The organism is Aminobacter sp. UC22_36 (assembly GCF_044056035.1).
Lineage (GTDB): Bacteria > Pseudomonadota > Alphaproteobacteria > Rhizobiales > Rhizobiaceae > Aminobacter.
On record NZ_CP171996.1, the window covers coordinates 171,667 to 185,574 of the forward strand.

Sequence of the window (13,908 nt, forward strand, 5' to 3'; positions counted from 1 at the left end):
CTCGCCAGCTCGCCTCATCAGCGAAGCGCTGGGCGCCAAGAAGGCGCGAGGATTCGAGGATCCGAATGGCAGGCCAGCTATTCCTGCTGGCTCGCGGCCATTTTCGCTTCCAAAGGTTGTACGACGTCCACAAAAATTCAAATTACGTGCATAACCATGCCTTAAACAAGTTGCGGCAAATATGCCACACAGGCATAGAACTTCAGAAGTTTTTCGGAGTTCGCGGTTGGCACTATTGCTATTGCCTCTTCGCTCATTACTCCGTCTGAAATTAGTTGAACCATTAAATTTAAGTTGTAGGCCGGGGTGGCATCGTGAAATCTCAACATTATCTTGGCGCCGCCAGCGCTATGGCTCTCCTTTGCATGTCGCCTGCTGCGATCGCAGGCGAACAGGCTGCTGACCAGCAGGCCATCGGCTATCGTATCGGCCTCGCCTTTGCCGGCATCCACAACACGCTTGGTGGCTTGGGAATAGATCCGACCGACAGTGTAAAGTTCGCTGACACACGTATCAGCGCGTCTTTCGACGGCGCGATCGGCTACAATTTCGCTCCGAACTGGGGCATTCAGGGCGACTTGCAAGGAACCGCGATCGGACGCGCCGACAAACCTGACACCGACTGGACCCGCACCTACGGTCATGGCGCCATCCACCTTTACTATCGCAACGACAGCTTCTTCCTCGGCGGCTTTGGTGGCTTTGGCCTCCAGGACGACGTCGCCAAAAGCAACAAGCCGAGGGCCTATCGCTTCGTCGGCGCCGAAGCCAAGCTGTTGACCGGCTGGGGTTCGGTGTTCGGACAGGCCGGCTACGTCGATTCGGAAACGAGATGGGGAGAGGGCCTGAACGATGCACCTTTCGCTCGACTTGGCTTCGCCTATTTCGTCGCCGACAACTGGTCCATCAAGGCGGATGGCGCTTACGCTGGTGGAACGAAATATAATGAGGGCGCACCCAGCCGAACGCTAGATTTCAATCTCGAGAGTGAATATCGCGCCGACGCTTGGCCGGTATCGCTGTTTGGCCGCTACGAATTCACACAGATTTCCTGGCACGTAACAGACAGCGACGCGTATTCCTACGGCGACAACTTCCACACCTTCATGGTCGGCCTGAAATTCCGCTCCGGCACGACGCTGCGCGAGGCCGACCGTGCCCCCGGCTCGCTCGACCTGCCGTCCTTTGGCAAATGGGCCGCCTTCAGCGCCAACGAGATCGACTAATCGACGTCCTCTCGTTGCCAGATGTTAAAAGGGCGCCACACGGCGCCCTTTCGTTGGTAAAAGCCAGAAAAGCCCTCTCCCGCCAACTGCGGGGCTCATAGGTCGGGCCTCTTTTTTCATGCTTCAAGGCTGCGGTTGCGGTCCTGCCAGAGCTCCAGGGCGGCCAGCACGGCCACTGCGATGCCGAGGCCGATGTGCCAGCTGCGCAGCGTGCCGCCATATCCGAAAACGAAAGGCTGCACGACCATCCAGACACCGCCGAACAGCGACAGGATTTCCTCCCAGCGCCGCAGGAAGATCTGCTCCAGTCCGGAAAGCACGACGATCGCGGCACCTACGAGCGCGGTAACCGCCATCATTGTCGGCATGCCGGTGACGCCGAACCACATCGGCGACACGATGATCGCGGCGCCGAGGATCATCGTCACGATGTCCTCCCAGCGCCGGTGCTGAGTGAGCCCCAGGGGCTCCATTACGTTAGGCATTGCCATGACGAAAAATCCTCATTGGTTACGTTCGAGTTAAGCTCGAGCGCCCCTGAGGACTATGTGCGTGCTAGTCGAACTCCTCAGCCGGGCGTTCTCGCACTGGGAATATTATCTCAGAAATCCGTAAGAAATTCAATGAGCCGCCAGCGTCGCAGGCCACCGCACCCTATCCGGGCATTGTCGACCTTGGCTGGCTCGGCAATACTGGTCGCGGGGAACTCAGGCTGGAGGGGAAATGCCGCGCGTCATCGCAATTGGACTCGACGGGATGGACTACGACCTTGTCGAGCGAATGATCGACGAAGGACGCCTGCCCAACCTCGACCGGTTGCGCCGTAACGGTATCGGCCTGCAGCTCGATCATGGGCGCGACAAACTTTCGGGCCTAGCCTGGGAGCACGTCGCAACCGGGCTAGCGCCGTCCGACGGTGGCCGCTGGTCAGCAGTACGCTACGATCCGGCCACATATGACGTCCTCCAGGAGGAGGTCACAGCCCCTTCCTACCTGCCGGCCATCGGCCGAAGGGTGGTGGCTTTCGACCTGCCCTATTGCAGGCTGGAAGACGGTGGAAATGTCCTTGGCCTCGCCGCCTGGGGCGCCCATGATCCCGGCGTCGAGGCCCATTCCGATCCGCCGGGTCTCGCCGCCGAAATCGCCGGCAGGTTCGGCCCCTACCCCGCTGCGGAATGGATCTACGGCTTCTGCTGGCCTTCTGTCGCCAAGACGGAAGCCGCCGCCGCCGCCCTGATCGCTGCAGTCGAAAGGCGCCGCGAGATCGCCGTGTGGCTGCTGCGCGAGCGGCTTCCCAGTTGGGATCTGGCGATTGTCGTTCCCTCCGAGGCACACTCCGGCAGCGAGCCGTTCTGGCACGGCATCGATACCGAGCATCCGCTCCATCATCACGCCTCCGCAGCGCCGGCAAGACAAGGGATGATCGGTATCTACGAAGCGCTCGACCAATTGGTCGGCGAGCTCGCCGACGCCTTCCCCGACGCGACGGTGCTGGCCTTTTCCATGCATGGCATGGGCATGAACGAGGGCGATGTACCCGCGATGGCTCTGCTGCCGGAGCTGCTCTACCGGCGCAGCTTCGGCAAAGCCTACATGCGTGACTTCAGGCCTGCGGCACGCCTTGACGACGGCACGCCGCTGCTCGGAGAGGATGACGGCTGGGAGCCGACGCTGCGCAAGCTCGTTCCATGGCCCGACAGGCCCGGCCGCATCGCCCGTGCGCTGGTCAAGACGGGCATCGGAAGGCGGCGCGACGCCGAAACGCTTCGCCGTCAGCGAGAGCCTCGCGGCATCGGTTGGATGCCCACGACGCGCTATCGCGCCTTCTGGCCGAAGATGGACGCATTTGCCATTCCAGCCTTTTACGACGGACAGATTCGCGTGAACCTGCGCGGTCGAGAAGCATCGGGAACCGTGAGCCCCGAACGCTACGATGCGCTCCTCCAAGAACTCGAATTGCTGCTGTCGCAGTGCCGCGATCCGCTGAGCGGCGAACCGGCAGTGCGCGAAACCTTCCGGGCTGGCAAGTCCCCATTCGAAGTCGGGCCGCATGAGGCCGATCTCTACGTGCTTTTCCGGATGGGCCTTCTCGGCATGAAGCATGAGCAGTTGGGCACAGTCGGCCCGCTGCCCTGGCGCCGCACAGGCGGCCATACCGGCGATTGGGGGTTTGTCTTCGGTGCCGGCCCGGGCCTTGAAGCCGGCCGCTCCGGCATCACCAGTTCCTTTGACGTGGTGCCGACGATCCTGGATCTCCTGGGCGTATCCTCGGAGCTGGCCCCTAGCGGAAAGACGCTGCTTAAAGATCCGGTCTGACGCCGGCTTTTCCAGCCAGTTGCGCCGCCTTGACGAACAGCTCCAGCCATTCCAGGGGCTGCGCCCTTGTTCGCGCCCGCCGATAGCGGCGAAATGCTCTGCCGGCCTTAAGCCGGCCCCACAGTGACGCCGGGCGCCCCGACGTGCGCTGCTTCGCATCGGCGTGGAAGTAGCCCCACAGCCAGGCTTCGGTCTGCCGCTCTGGCCCGATCAGATGGTCGACGATCGCCTCGGGAACCCAGCGCCCGTGATGGCCCGAGGCAAGTGCCGCACGCATGACCGCGATCTCCTCGCCGCCGGCGAACGGGTTGCCTGGCCGCCGGCCGAGCTCGGGGTCGAAGCGATAGCGGCGCTGGGCATCGGCCACCATGGCGTAGTTGGCACCGAACGGAAGATCGGCATCGACGTCGGCAAAGACGTCGGCGGCGGCCCGCCGCCGTGCCGCATATGCGCCTTCCACCACGTCCAGGCCGGCCATCAGCCAGGCGGGTGGCTCGCCTTCGAGGCATGGAACGATCACGCCGCCGAAGATGCTGCATCGTGGCGACGCAGCCATGGCGACCTCGTAAGCACGTAGGAAGGCGGGCCGCACCAGGGCGTCGTCGTCGAGCCAGACGATCAGCCGCCCGCGCGCCTCGGCAATCGCCCGGTTGCGGGCGTGGGAAAGCCCGCCCTGCGGCTCCTCGACGACAACCATCGGCAGCCGGTCGGCAAAACGCCGCGCCACCGCCAAGGTGTCGTCGCTGCAGTCATTGGCGACAACCAGAATTTCAAAGGTGGAGTTCGGCCTTTCGGCCACGACGAGCGCCGCAAGGCATCGTGCGAGCAAAGGCGCCCGGTTGCGGGTGCAGATCGCAATCGTCAAACCGAGTTCGGTCAATTGCCCCTCATACCCAACAACCGACCGGACCGGCCTATAGGCACATCCTAGCGGCTCGGCATCCGCCTACAATAGTTCGTCGCGTTGGCTCGTTTCGGCGAAACGGCAGCTTCACCTGCCCGAGCGCCTCAGCCACAGAAACCAAGCACAACCGGCCAAGGCCATCACGATCCCGATCCAGAGCCACTCCGTTCGCCCGGTCATGAAGCTGCCGCCGAGCAGGCCGGCCCCTTGCAGGATCCAGACAGCGCCGACGGCGACTGCCAGCGCCGCCACAATGGTTGCCAATAACTTCATGTCAAAGATGCCTCCGTGCTGATTATCTTCACAACGCCTCGCGGCTTGTTGATATTACTCTTACGCTTCAAGTACTCTCAAGCAACCTTTCGCCAGCAGCGATTCCTCCAACTCGCCAATGATCTCGTCACCCGCTCCCGAATTATGAAGATATTCCTTCCATTCGGGTCGTGACGGCCTGACAAACTGTTACCTTGAGACTCCAAACGTGTGCGCTCGCCTCGGAACTGCCCGATGCTTGCCGCATTCGCTGCCACATTTGGGTTGAAACCGCTCCGTGCGTGCATCAACGGAGCATTAACCAGAAGATGAAGAACAGCGCCAAGCCCGCGATCGTAGCGGCCACCCTCGCCGCCAGCATGATGATTGCCTTCACCGGAACCGCCTCGGCCCAATGCGGCGGCGCATCCTGGTACGCGCTGACCTCGAAGACCGCTTCGGGCGAACGCATGAATCCATCGGCCATGACCGCGGCGCATCGCTCGCTTCCCTTCGGCACCAAGCTCAGGGTGACCAACCAGAAAAACGGCAAGAGCGTTATCGTGCGCATCAACGATCGCGGCCCATTCATCAAGGGACGCGTGCTCGACCTGTCCAAGGGTGCCGCCCAGCAGATCGGCTTCATCAAGTCCGGACATACGTCCGTGTGCATGGAACGCCAGAGCTAAGCCGACACTCGGCCTACCTCGACAGCCGGCGCGCCGCCGTCTCGGCCATCGCCTCGACGAGGCTGAGGTGCCATTCGGCCCGGCAATAGGCGCGGAAATCGAAGCAAGGCAGGCCCGGGCAAACCTCGAACTCGATGAGGTGGACGGTATCATCGGCCTCGACACGGAAGTCGAGCGAGAAGACGTCGCGCAAGCCAAGCCCGGCCATCAGCTTCGCCGCCACCTGCCTGATCTTTTCCGCGGCACGCGGCTGCGCCGATCCCACCTGCACCAGTTCCGGCTCGGCATAAAGGCCCGCCTCCCTGGCCGCGATGCCGGTGTCGCCATACAGCGCCATGCTGTCCGCCATGGTTTGGAAGTCGCCGCCCGAGTCGACGAAGACGATGCCGAGCGCTTCGGGTCCCGCATAGGGGTGGAGCGCCAGGAAACTCGCCCTGACATTGCGGCCAGCAACGTAGGGCTGGACGATGACGTCATCGCGATAGGCATCGAACACCCTGCGCCCTAGTCCGAGCGCTTCTCGCGCAACGCCACAACGCGAATCCGCCCAGATGCCGATCTTGGCGCCGAGCCGGTTCGGCTTGACGAAATAGCCCGACAAAGACGCCGGCGGCTCGACCAGCCACTCGCCGCCACGCGCCAGGCCGGCGGCCGGCACGGGCAGGCCAAGGGCGGTGAGAACAGCACCCGCCCGGAACTTATCCTGACACAGCGCAAACAGCGAATCGTCGGCGCCGATGGTTTTCAAGCCGTTGAGGCGGGCAAGGGCAGGCGACGCACCACCGCGAAAATAGGCGATGCCGTCGGTCAGCGTCCAGACAAGGCTATGGCGAGGGTCAGCAGACGCGAGCACTGCGGCGGCATCGTCCAGCTCGACGGCGCGAAAGCCGAGACCGCGCCGCTCGCAGGCATCACCAATCGCGTTGAACTCAGGTGCAAGGTCGGTCGACTGCGCCAGATAGGACGAAATCTCGGTCGCTGCCTGGCGCGAGAAGCCGTCGACCAAAAGCCGGTCAGCGCAGGCCCGCTCGGGCTCGTGGACGAGGATCAGCGTCGGTCTTTGTCCAGCCATCGGGCACTCTTCCTGCTGTCATGCGAGGCGAAGACTTCGCCCCGCACCGACAATGGCATCCCTGATGCGGCTAACTTGCTGGAAAACCGACCTCGACCCATCGTTACGGCGACAGGCAGCAGCGCAGCAAGGGGGATCAGATCAGGATGTTCGGCTCGTGCCGTCCGTTGACCTTGATGTCGAGCAGGAAGGTCTTGCCGGCATGCGGGTCAGCCCGCCGCGCCCTGGCGTTCATGCCTTCGGTGGCCGACGTCACGACCAGCCGGTCGGCTGCCGATCCGACAAAGGCCGGGCAGGTCGCCTGCATGGCCGGCACCGCCACGCTGCGGATCACCTTGCCATCAGGCGCATAGGCATCTACCCGGCCGCCGCCCCAGCTGGCATTCCACAACACGCCATCGCGATCGACCACCGAGCCGTCGATGTCGCCCTTGTCGCCGCGGCGATCTGCGAACAGCTTCGGCTCGCCGAGCGGCAGCCCTGTGTCGGGGTCGCAGTCCAGGCGATAGAGCAGGTTGAGCGCCGTATCGCTGTAATGGGCGGTTTTTCCGTCGGCGCTGAAGCAGATCGAGTTGGGGATGCTGATCGCCGGAAACAGCAGCCGGAGCTCGCCGCGGAAATACCAGTAGATGGCACCGGCGCCCGCCTCGGCCTTCTTGCCCATGGTGCCAAACCACAGCGCGCCACTGGGATGTACACGCGCATCGTTCGAGCGGGTGGCGCTGTTGGATGCCTCGACCGACATGTGCAGGGTCAGCTTGCCGGTCGCGGCGTCGCGGACATGCAGCCCGCTCTCGGTCAGCAGCAGCTGGCGTTCGCCGTCGATGGTGGCGATGGCACTGGCCATCTGGGCGAGCTGGTGGATGCGCGTCGGCCCGCCCGACAGCTTCCGTTCCAGCATCCGGCTGGCCAGGATGTCGAACCAGTAGAGCGTGTCGGTGGCCGGATCGTAGGTCGGCCCCTCGCCAAGCTCGCACACCTCGTCGGACAGGATGGTGGCCGCCATGTCACCCTGCCTTGCCGATGGCATCCCAGCCGGCGACGGCGGCATGGGCACGTTCGCCGACCTCGGCAGCGTTCATGCCGGGCTTGTAGAGGCTGGAGCCGAGGCCGAACAGCTGCACGCCGACCTTGGCATAGGCGGCGAAATCGACCTCCGACACGCCGCCGACGACACCAACCTGCGTCTCCCTGGGCAGCACGGCGCGGATCGCAGAAATGCCACCCGGACCGAGCACGCTGGCAGGGAAGAACTTCAGCGCCGAAGCCCCCAGGCGCAGCGCCAGGAAGGCATCGGTCGGCGTGAACACGCCGGGCATTGTCACCATCTTGTGCACACCAGCGCGGCCCATCACCTCGGCGTCAATGTTGGGGCTGACAAGGAGCCGCCCGCCGGCGTCGTTGAGCCGGTCGACATCCTTGGCCCATACCACCGTGCCGCCGCCGACAAGTGCCGCGGGCAGCGCCCGGGCCAGGATCTCGATGGAGCGGAACGGATCGGGCGAATTGAGCGGCACCTCGATCGCCTCGATGCCGGCATCGAAGACGGCGCGGCCAACCTCGAGCGCTTCCTCAGGCTTCAGTCCGCGCAGGATGGCGACCAGCCCACGGCCAAGCTCAGGGAATGGTGCGGTCGCGCTCATGAGGCCACTCCTTCGGCCAGCATCCTGTTGCGGCGGGCAGCCGCCACCAGCCCGGCCAGCACGGCTTCATCGGCATCGGCGACAGTCACCGCGATGCCGTCGAGGCGCATTGCCTCGGCATAGAGTGCACCCAGCGCACCGGAAACGACGAGCACGACGGGTGAGCCACGCCGTCCGAAGCGCCGGACAGCCGAGGCGATCTCGGCGCCGATCAGCAGGCCGGAAAGCGCCGCCGCCGCATCGTCCTGGCCGAGCCCGGAAAGCAGGCCTGAGGCACGGATGCCGAACAGCCGCGAAGCGATGTCGCCGTCGAACAGCGCCTCCTGGCACCAGTCGCGGAACACCTGGCTGTCGGGCGAAACCACCGCCGGCTTGTCGCCGATCGAGTGGCGCAGGATCGAATGCTCAGACAGCACCGAAAACATCTCACCGGTCGGCCAGGTGCCGAAGCCTGAAATCGCGCCGCCCTCGGCGATCACCCATTTCGAATGCGTGCCGGGCATGCAGACGAGATGGCTGCCCGATCCGATCAGCTTGGCTGTGCCGGCAAGCTGGGTTTCCTCGCCACGCATGACATCGGGCGTACGCGGATTGCGCTGGGCCAGCCCCGGCACGATGCGGACGTCGCGGTCCGTACCCGGAACCGGCACGGCGGCACCGAGAATGTCGCTGAGCGACGCCGGCACATCGACATAGGGCGCCTCGACCCAGCCCTGGCGGGCGCCGGCCATGCCGCAGACGATCGCCGGCAGGTCTTTGCCGGCACCCATGTCCTGGAGATGCCGGTCGAGCACATTGGCAAAGCCCTTGTGCTGCGCCGTCAGCAGGCCCTCGTCGCTGCGGCGCTCGTCCAGCACCGCGCCGGTGGCGTCGAGCAGCCAAACGCGCAGGCGCGTGGTGCCCCAGTCGGCGGCAGCGATGGTTGGCGTGGCACTCACAAGATACCTCCATCGACGATCAGCGTCTGTGCCGTCAGCATTTTCGAAGCGTCGGACGCCAGGAACAGCACCGTGCCGACCATGTCCTCCGGCAGCATCATCTTCTTGATGCACTGCCGGGCGATGTGTTCATTGAGCGACGTCTCGCTGACCCACAATTCGCGCTGGCGCTCGGTGATGACCCAGCCCGGCGCCACCGCATTGACCCTGATGTTGTCGGGACCGTAGCGGCCAGCAAGTCCCTTGGTCAGCCCGACGATCGCCGCCTTGGCAGCGGTATAGGCCGGCATGGTGCCGATATTGAGCATGTAGGAGGTCGAGCTAAAATTGATGATCGAGCCACCGCCGGCCTTGACCATGCCTGGCGCCACCGCCTGGATGGTGAAGAAGTGCGGCTTGATGTTCACCGCCTGGTTGTCGTCCCAGCTTTCTGGTGTGACGTCCGATACCTCGTGGCGCACGTCGTTGGCGGCGTTGTTGACCAGCACCGTCACCGAGCCGTGCTCCTCCTCGGCGCGGGCAACCGCACGACGCAATTCGGCGATGTCGCGCAGATCGGCGTGCAGATAGAGCGGCCGGTTGCCAGTCGCCTGCTCGATCTCGTCGCACAGCTCTAGGCTCGGCTTGGAGGCAATGTCGATGAAGGCAACCTTCGCGCCCTGCCGGGCAAAGGCTTCGGTCAGGGCGGCGCCAATGCCGGAGCCGCCGCCGGTGATCAGCACCGACTGGCCCTCGAGATCAGGAAATCGTGCCGATGGCATCATGAACTTTCCCTCGCACCGCGCCCACCACAAACAGGCAGGGTACGCCTCCGTTATTAGAGCATGATGCCCAAAAGTGGGAACCGGTTTTCGGAAAAGATCATGCTCCAGTAAGAAAATGGAGCCCATTCCGCTTCAATAGGAATGGTACAGGCGGAATGGCATAGGCCTCAGCGTGCGAAGGGCAAAGGAGCTCAGACGGCCCGAGCGTAAGGTACGCTGCGATCGCGGAGATAGCCAAGTGTCGCATCGGCGTCGGCGGGACGGCCGAACAGATAGCCCTGCCCGCCGGCACAGCCGAACTGCGTCAGACGTTCTGCCTGCGCTTCCATTTCAATGCCTTCGGCAACGACATCCATACCGAGGCCTTCGCACATCGCCAGGATAGCGCGGATGATATGCTCGGACGGACGATCTTCAAGGATCGAGGCGACGAAGGCGCGGTCGATCTTGAGCTTGTCGAAGCGGAACTCGCGCAGGCGCCCGAGCGACGACTGGCCGGTGCCGAAATCGTCGAGCGAGACGCGGATGCCGACGCGGCGAAGATCCTCAACGATTTTTTCCGCCGAAGCGGGATCGGTCATCAGGCCGGTCTCGGTGATCTCGATCTCGAGGCGGCGCGGGTCGAAGCCGGTACGCTCGAGGATCGACAAGATGTGCAGGCCGGTGTTCTGGTCGACCAGCTGCGACGGCGACAGGTTGAAGGAGAGGAACATCTCCTTGGGCCAGCTGCGCGCCGCTTCTGCCGCCTTGCGCAGCACCAGCTGCGACAGCGGGCCGATGATGCCGCGCTCTTCGGCGATCGGGATGAACACGGCAGGCGACACGAAGCCGAGATCGCGGTCGGTCCAGCGGGCGAGCGCCTCGAAGCCAATGGTGCGGCGGGTGTTGAGATCGACGATCGGCTGGAAATGCGGCGCCACCTCGCCGGCGGCAACGGCACGGCGCAGCGCCTGTTCGATGCGGGTGACGCGCTTTGCCGCCTCTTCCATCTCGCGGGTATAGACCACGACGCGGCCGCGGCCCGAGCGCTTGGCATGGTAGAGTGCGGTCTCGGCCTTGCGCACCAAGCTCTCTGTGGTGTCGTCGGCCGAATGAAACAGCGAGCAGCCGACCGAGGCCGACAGGCGCGCCGTGCGCTCGCCGACATCGTAGGGCGCCGACAGGATCTCGATCAGCATGCGGGCCTTATCGGCTGCAGCATCCTCAGAAAACACCAGCGGGTAAAGAAAGGCGAATTCGTCGGCGCCGATGCGCGCCACCGCCGAATAGCCGTCGCAAGCGGCGCGCAGGCGCATTGCCACCTGGATCAGGATGTCGTCGCCGGCACGGTGGCCAAACAGGTCGTTGATCGGCTTGAAGCCGTCGAGATCGAGAATGCCGACGGTGAAGGGTGCCGGGTCCTCGGCGCGGTCGCCGATCAGCCGTTCGACCTTGTCGAAGAACCGGCGCTGGTTGCCGAGCCCGGTCAAGGCGTCGGTGAAGGCCAGATCCGCCGTATCCCTGTCCGAATGGCTGACGCCGATTGGCATGCTGTGTCTCTGTTCTGCTGATGTTTGAAATCGTTGCAGCACATTGCCAGCAAAGCGTTTAGGAATTGTATTCAATCCGCCCGCTGTCCGGATTTCGACACCGCGTCGAAACCGGTTTCACCGCCAGCCGGTTTCGCCATGACGCGCGCGCATTTTCAACGGCCTGCGACACGCCTTTGGGCCATATAGCGGCGCCTTCAAAGCCACGACGCCGCCGCGCCATTGCATAAGGCCGGCAAATCGCTACATCCTCGTCACCAAAGCGCGGGATCGACTGTCCGGTTGCCGCGCAAACACCATCGACCAGCCGCGCCGGAGACCTCCATGCCGCTCAAGATCGCCGTCCAGATGGACCACATCGCAACCATCTCGATCGCCGGCGACACGTCGTTCGCGCTGTCGCTGGAGGCGCAGCGCCGCGGCCACCAGCTCTACCACTACACGCCGGACCGGCTGTCGATGCGCGACGGCAAGGTCTTCGCCCGCATCGAAAAGCTTGAGGTGCGCGACATCAAGGGCGACCACTTCACCTTGGGCGAACCGGTCCGTACCGACCTCTCTGAGATGGACGTGATCCTGCTGCGCCAGGATCCGCCCTTCGACATGAACTACATCACCACCACCCACATGCTCGAGCGCATCCATCCGAAGACGCTGGTCGTCAACGACCCGGCCTGGGTGCGCAACAGCCCGGAAAAGATCTTCGTCACCGAATTCGCCGACCTGATGCCGGAGACGCTGATCACCAAGGACCCACAAGAGGTAGCGGCCTTCCGCAAGGAGTTCGGCGACATCATCGTCAAGCCGCTCTACGGCAATGGCGGCGCCGGCATCTTCCACCTGCACGAGGTCGACCGCAATTTGTCCTCACTGCTTGAGATGTTCGGCCAGTTGTTCCGCGAGCCCTACATCGTCCAGCGTTACCTCGAGGACGTGCGCAAGGGCGACAAGCGCATAATCCTGATCGACGGCGAACCTGCCGGCGCCATCAACCGCGTGCCGGCCGAGCACGACGCCCGTTCCAACATGCATGCCGGCGGCCGCGCCGAAAAGACAGAACTCACGGCTCGCGAGCGCGAGATCTGCGCCCGCATCGGACCGTCCTTGCGCGAACGCGGTTTCATCCTCGTCGGCATCGACGTCATCGGCGACTACATGACCGAGATCAACGTGACCTCGCCGACCGGCATCCGCGAGGTCAAGAAGTTTGGTGGCGCCGACATCGCCGCGCTGTTCTGGGACGCAGTGGAGAAGAAGCGGGCTTGAGCGGCCCGATCCCACTTTTTGCTAGTGTCTCCCGAGTAGCCTGAGGCCGCCCAGCGTCGCGACAGCCATGCCCGCGCAATATGCTGCAAGCGGCCAAGCCGTGTCGCCGCCGAGCATGACCACCACAAGCGTACCGACGACGCCAACAATCAGGCTCTGGACGCAGAAGTAGAGCGCCACGGCCGTGCCCGCCGCATTCCCGAACTCCTGCAGCGCGCCATTCGCCGTCACCGAACCGGCGAAGACGATGCCTGTTGAAATCACCCACATCGGCACGACGAAGCTTGCGAACGACGGCGCGGCGAAGAACTGCCCGCAAACGAGCAAGGCGGCGCCGACGAGCAGCATGACCATGCCGCGTGCCAAGCTGCCCGCGATGCCCCAGCGCGCCACGAACAGCCTGGCGAACCGCGTGGTCACCATCATCGCCACGGCCGCCGTGGCGAAGGCGAGGCTGAAGCCGAGCTGGGAGAAGCCGGCACGGTCGATCAGCACGCGCGGCGCTGTCGAGAAGAAGACGAAGAACGCCCCCATCGCCGCACTGAAGCCCAGCGTATAGACCCAGAAGGCCGGGCTTTTCAGGATTGGCAGGAACGCCAGCCGGGCCATGCCTCCCGGCGCGGGCCGTGTCTCGTGCCAGCGCGGCAACGCGTTCAGCACGGCAACCACGGCGAGGACGCCGAGCGCGACAAAGATCGCCCGCCAGCCGAAGCCTCTGGCGATCAGCGCGCCGGCGATCGGGCCGAGCGCCGGCACGCACGCCAGCATGGCGCTGAACAGGCCATAGATGACGGCGCCCTCAGCGCGGTCGGCGTAGACATCGCGAACCGTGGCGAATGTCGCGACCAGCGCTGCCGACGCGCCCAGCGCCTGCACCACACGCAAGGCGACAAACAATGCCGCCGACGAGGTGCCAGCGAGCAGGAACGAGGCTGTTGCGAACAGCACTGCGCCTGATATCAGCACCGGCCGACGGCCGATCCTGTCGGAGACCGGGCCGAAGACGACCTGCCCCAACCCGAGCACGATCATGTAGAGGCTCAGCGTCAGCTGGACAATGTCTGATGTCGTGCCGAGGATCGCGGGCATCGCCGGCACGACCGGCAGATAGATATCCATGGCCAGCGAGGCCAGGATGTCGAAAGGCGCCATCAGCAAAAGGGCCGCTGGCAGGGAATAACTCCACGCGGGAGAGTTTCGCTTGGGCATGACAAAGCATCCGCTCAAATGAATTTCATCTGGCGGCGATCTGCCACTTCGTGTCTTGAAGGATGAGGGGCAGGGCGCCGCAACAACGTATCGGTGTCGT

At 64.3% G+C, this 13,908-nt stretch carries 14 protein-coding genes; 4 read left to right on the forward strand and 10 right to left on the reverse strand.

Going from position 1 to position 13,908, the window contains the following annotated elements; all coding sequences use genetic code 11:
• The first annotated feature begins 365 nt into the window (after positions 1-365).
• Positions 366-1,226: a hypothetical protein gene (locus ACHMW7_RS03755; RefSeq protein WP_395449033.1), complete on the forward strand. Its 861-nt coding sequence runs from the start codon at positions 366-368 to the stop codon at positions 1,224-1,226.
• Between the two features lie 116 nt (positions 1,227-1,342).
• On the opposite strand, the gene ACHMW7_RS03760 is transcribed toward ACHMW7_RS03755, so the two are convergent.
• On the reverse strand, positions 1,343-1,648 hold the full coding sequence (locus ACHMW7_RS03760; protein ID WP_395451255.1) for a hypothetical protein: 306 nt from the start codon (positions 1,646-1,648) through the stop codon (positions 1,343-1,345).
• Positions 1,649-1,949: 301 nt separating this feature from the next.
• On the opposite strand from ACHMW7_RS03760, the gene ACHMW7_RS03765 reads away from it, so the two are divergent.
• Positions 1,950-3,542 (forward strand): alkaline phosphatase family protein, encoded by a 1,593-nt coding sequence (locus tag ACHMW7_RS03765; RefSeq protein ID WP_395449034.1) that lies wholly within the window; start codon positions 1,950-1,952, stop codon positions 3,540-3,542.
• On the opposite strand, the gene ACHMW7_RS03770 is transcribed toward ACHMW7_RS03765, so the two are convergent.
• Together ACHMW7_RS03770 and ACHMW7_RS03775 are read right to left on the reverse strand one after the other, a co-directional pair.
• Positions 3,526-4,422, reverse strand: coding sequence for a glycosyltransferase family A protein (locus ACHMW7_RS03770; RefSeq protein WP_395449035.1), 897 nt, complete (start codon positions 4,420-4,422; stop codon positions 3,526-3,528). The genes ACHMW7_RS03765 and ACHMW7_RS03770 overlap by 17 nt on opposite strands.
• A gap of 111 nt (positions 4,423-4,533) precedes the next feature.
• Positions 4,534-4,719: a hypothetical protein gene (locus ACHMW7_RS03775; protein WP_395449036.1), complete on the reverse strand. Its 186-nt coding sequence runs from the start codon at positions 4,717-4,719 to the stop codon at positions 4,534-4,536.
• A 308-nt stretch (positions 4,720-5,027) separates the two neighbouring features.
• Here ACHMW7_RS03775 and ACHMW7_RS03780 point away from each other — a divergent pair, with 308 nt between their 5' ends.
• Positions 5,028-5,387, forward strand: a complete 360-nt coding sequence (locus ACHMW7_RS03780; protein WP_395449037.1) for a septal ring lytic transglycosylase RlpA family protein — start codon at positions 5,028-5,030, stop codon at positions 5,385-5,387.
• Between the two features lie 13 nt (positions 5,388-5,400).
• On the opposite strand, the gene ACHMW7_RS03785 is transcribed toward ACHMW7_RS03780, so the two are convergent.
• From ACHMW7_RS03785 to ACHMW7_RS03810, 6 genes are all read right to left on the reverse strand, one after another.
• Positions 5,401-6,459, reverse strand: coding sequence for a D-alanine:D-lactate ligase-like protein (locus tag ACHMW7_RS03785; protein ID WP_395449038.1), 1,059 nt, complete (start codon positions 6,457-6,459; stop codon positions 5,401-5,403).
• Between the two features lie 136 nt (positions 6,460-6,595).
• Positions 6,596-7,465 (reverse strand): SMP-30/gluconolactonase/LRE family protein, encoded by an 870-nt coding sequence (locus ACHMW7_RS03790; RefSeq protein WP_395449039.1) that lies wholly within the window; start codon positions 7,463-7,465, stop codon positions 6,596-6,598.
• Between the two features lies 1 nt (position 7,466).
• Positions 7,467-8,102 carry a 2-dehydro-3-deoxy-6-phosphogalactonate aldolase gene (locus tag ACHMW7_RS03795; protein WP_395449040.1) on the reverse strand — a complete coding sequence of 212 codons (636 nt, stop codon included), beginning with the start codon at positions 8,100-8,102 and terminating at the stop codon, positions 7,467-7,469.
• The gene (locus ACHMW7_RS03800) at positions 8,099-9,040 is read right to left on the reverse strand and encodes a 2-dehydro-3-deoxygalactonokinase (protein ID WP_395449041.1); all 942 of its coding nucleotides are present in this window, start codon (positions 9,038-9,040) and stop codon (positions 8,099-8,101) included. Before ACHMW7_RS03800 ends, ACHMW7_RS03795 begins: the two co-directional genes overlap by 4 nt.
• Entirely contained in the window at positions 9,037-9,804 is a 768-nt protein-coding gene (locus tag ACHMW7_RS03805; RefSeq protein WP_395449042.1) for an SDR family NAD(P)-dependent oxidoreductase, read from the reverse strand. Before ACHMW7_RS03805 ends, ACHMW7_RS03800 begins: the two co-directional genes overlap by 4 nt.
• Before the next feature lie 191 nt (positions 9,805-9,995).
• On the reverse strand, positions 9,996-11,333 hold the full coding sequence (locus tag ACHMW7_RS03810) for a putative bifunctional diguanylate cyclase/phosphodiesterase (protein WP_395449043.1): 1,338 nt from the start codon (positions 11,331-11,333) through the stop codon (positions 9,996-9,998).
• Positions 11,334-11,657: 324 nt separating this feature from the next.
• Between ACHMW7_RS03810 and gshB the strand changes: the two genes are divergently transcribed.
• Positions 11,658-12,599: a glutathione synthase gene (gene gshB / locus ACHMW7_RS03815; RefSeq protein WP_395449044.1), complete on the forward strand. Its 942-nt coding sequence runs from the start codon at positions 11,658-11,660 to the stop codon at positions 12,597-12,599.
• A gap of 21 nt (positions 12,600-12,620) precedes the next feature.
• Here the strand turns inward: gshB and cml are convergent, their stop codons facing one another.
• Positions 12,621-13,808: a CmlA/FloR family chloramphenicol efflux MFS transporter gene (gene cml / locus ACHMW7_RS03820; protein ID WP_395449045.1), complete on the reverse strand. Its 1,188-nt coding sequence runs from the start codon at positions 13,806-13,808 to the stop codon at positions 12,621-12,623.
• Positions 13,809-13,908 lie beyond the last annotated feature (100 nt).